Annotated in this window: 2 protein-coding genes; both read left to right on the plus strand. The window is 64.4% G+C overall.

Going from position 1 to position 3,066, the window contains the following annotated elements:
• Positions 1-201: 201 nt before the first annotated feature.
• Positions 202-1,548: a metallophosphoesterase gene (locus MUO23_14795; GenBank protein ID MCJ7514218.1), complete on the plus strand. Its 1,347-nt coding sequence runs from the start codon at positions 202-204 to the stop codon at positions 1,546-1,548.
• Between the two features lie 276 nt (positions 1,549-1,824).
• Positions 1,825-2,511, plus strand: a complete 687-nt coding sequence (locus MUO23_14800; protein MCJ7514219.1) for a CoA-binding protein — start codon at positions 1,825-1,827, stop codon at positions 2,509-2,511.
• Positions 2,512-3,066: the final 555 nt, after the last annotated feature.

Below are 3,066 nucleotides of genomic sequence, written 5' to 3' on the forward strand. Positions count from 1 at the left end.
ATGAGATCGGGGCGAATGTCAAGGGAGCCCCGGCCAGGATATACTGGCGCACCTTCGATCATGGAAATGCGGCTCCGCCGCAGGCGCCCCGTCCCGTCGCGCATGGGCTGTGCGGGAGGACGAATGTGCGCCCTTCGACTATCCGTGCACTTGTGCCCGGAACTGAGGTGAGGTGTGCCAAGACCACCCAGCATCGGACCCATGGTTCGGGTCATCGCCGGCGCGGCCCTGGGCGTTTTGGCGGCGAGCGCATGTCTGAGCCCGCCTCCTGTTGGCAGTTCTTCCCCTGCGCCGGCCGCGACCAGCTCGCCCACTCTCACAGCCGCTCCCTCCACACCCCAGCCGGGGACCACGGCTATCGAGGCTACTGCCGCGCCGATCCCTCGCATCCCGACCGGCTTACCCCTCTCCGATCTCGCCTATGCCGTGCCTCTGACCATCCGTCACGTCTCAACCGAGAGCGCCACCCTGTACTTCGAGCTGCAGACACCGTCGGCCGGGAGGGTGCTGGTCCAGCCCGAAGATGGCTCTGCCCTTCCGCTCGAAATCGCGCTTGACCCTTCGAACGCTCGTTGGCTGCGCACCCTGGAGGGATTGTCCCCGGCGACTCGCTATCGTGTCGTCGTCGCCCTGGAGGCGTCGGGTCAACCCGCCCAACAGCCCCAGTTCCGGTCCCGGGAATGGGGTCCGGTGAGCTTTCGTACCGTCGCCGAGCAAGGCGGGCTGAGGATCGGCGTGATCGGCGATGCCAGCTTCGGTGATCCATCCACCTTCGAGTTGGTGCGGCAGATGGAATCCGCCGATCTGGATTTCGTCCTGCACGCCGGGGATGTCGTCGATGAGACCGAAGCCGGGAGTGATCCATTTGACTCCTATGCTGAGAAGTTCTTCGCTCCCTTTGAACCCTTGCTGACTCAAATGCCGGTGTACACGGTCCTCGGGAATCACGACTACGACGCCGACATCCGCTACCAGGGAATGCCCTTCTACGATCATGCCTTCCCCCCGTTTCCCGGCGCAGAGATCCCGCAGCAGGGGCAGCCTGAGCGGCTTCAGTACTACGCCTTCGCCCGAGGCCAGGTCCAGTTCCTGATGCTGGACAGCCAAGTGTTCTTCGGCGTCGAAGGGCGGGAAGAAGAGACTCGCTGGCTGGAAGAACGGCTGAGCGATTCGCGGTACCGCCTCACGATCCCCGTCCTGCACGTCGCTCCGTACAGCAGCAGTTCCGTCCATCCGACGAACAGTCTTCCAATGCGCCAGGGGTGGGTGCCGCTCTTCGAGGGCGCCGGCGTGCCATTGTCTTTCTCCGGGCACTTCCATGAATACGAACGGCTCATCGCCCGTGGGATCACCTTTATCGTGTCTGGCGGAGGCTCGTCGAGGCTGTATGCGCCTGGAGAAGAGCTGCCCGAAAGCCAGGTCTTTGCCCGCCGGACGCACTTCGTGCTGATGGAGATCGACAGCGACCGGATCGAGTTGACGGCGATTGCCCTGGGCGGCGAGGTGTTGGATCAAGCGGTCATCTCCCTGCCCCCGATCTCCGGCTGAAGGCATCCCCGCGGAACCCCGCAGGCAGGAGCCCCCGAACCAGTCGGTCCGGATCCGCCGCCCGCGAGCTAGCCCTTAGCTTCCGAGTCCGACCCGATCGGAACGACCCAGTCTCAGGCCGGCCTCGGTGGGGGGAGGGCCTGTGCTAGCCTGCCGAGATCGCCAGACGTGCAGGATTTCTCCCCAGACTGGCCCGCAAGTTGGCTCTGACTTCCGTCCCGCCACGGCGTGACATTCATGCCGCTAGACCTACCAGAGCGCGTGAGGTAGGCTCATATGAGCGCCATCATGCAGGGCGACATTGGCCCGGCACCGGAACGGGGAAACCCCTACGCGCCGGACTGCCAGGGGGTCGATGCTGACGGCATGGTCTCGATGTGCGCAAACGCGTCGGAGCGGTGGTGGTGGCAGGAAAGCGAACCTCGCCGCTTGATAGGAGACCTAGTGGCCAAGATCGATGACCTGGTGCAAGGCTTCCTTGCCCAAAGGACGATTGCCGTCGTCGGTGTCTCGGACAGGCGAGAGACAGGCTGCAACCTCGGCTACCGCAAGTTCAAGAAGGCGGGCTACGCCGTCTGGCCGGTCAATCCACGCTTGACGGAATTCGAAGGCGCAGCGTGCTTTCCGGATCTCAAGTCGATCCCCGAGAAGCCTGATGCCGTGTTCATCCTGGCGAATCCGATGGTCACCGAGCAGATTGTCCAGCAATGCATCGAGCTGGGGGTCCAGCATGTCTGGATGCACTGCATGATGGGCACGAAACCCGGCCTGGCTTCAGGCATGACCAGCGTCTCTCAGGAAGCCGTGCAGCGCTGCCGCGAGCATGGGATCGCTGTGATCCCCGGCAGTTGCCCGAACCAGTTCCTGAATCCGGACTTAGGCCATTCCGCCATGCGAGTGCTGTGGCGGGCGCTGGGCTTCATGAAGGTCAATGGGAGCAGCAAGGCGGAGGCCCGGGCCTGACCTTCGGGGTGCACGGAGTTACTGCGTGAAGCGGATCCTGGTCGCCTAGGCCACAAACGCCGGCTCGACGGGGGAAGTCGCCAGAGCGATCGGCGAGGTGTTGGCTGAGGCCGGGTTTCAGGTGGATGTCCGGGCGCTGAGCGAGGGCCCTAGGCTCGACGGGTACGACGGCGTCGTCGTCGGCGGGCCGATGATCATGGGCTGGCACCGACAGGCGCGCGCCTTTCTTCGCAGACACCGACAGGCCTTGGAGCGGATTCCGTTCGCGATCTTTGTGATGGCCATGAGTCTGACGGAGACCGGGGAGTCGGAGGTTGATGGAACGCCGGCTGTAGTCGATCCTGAGCTTCCCAGGCGTGCGGCCCGGGCAGGGCATCTGAGCTTCAAGGAGCGCTATGCCTGCCTCTCCAGACCCTTGAGGCCGGTTCTGCATGCTGCCCGTCCAGGCCCGGCCGGTGTCGGTGGGAGTCTTCGGCGGACAGCTGGAGTACGGCCGGCTCAAGTGGTATGCCGTGATGTTCGTCATGGTCGTGCTCAGAACGCCCGCCGGGGATC

The organism is Anaerolineales bacterium (assembly GCA_022866145.1).
Taxonomy (GTDB): Bacteria; Chloroflexota; Anaerolineae; order Anaerolineales; family E44-bin32; genus PFL42.

Bases quoted from the DNA above. Each gene is read 5' to 3' on its own strand.
- MUO23_14800 (MCJ7514219.1), top strand. From the start codon at position 1,825: ATGAGCGCCATCATGCAGGGCGACATTGGCCCGGCACCGGAACGGGGA.
- MUO23_14795 (MCJ7514218.1), top strand. From the start codon at position 202: ATGGTTCGGGTCATCGCCGGCGCGGCCCTGGGCGTTTTGGCGGCGAGC.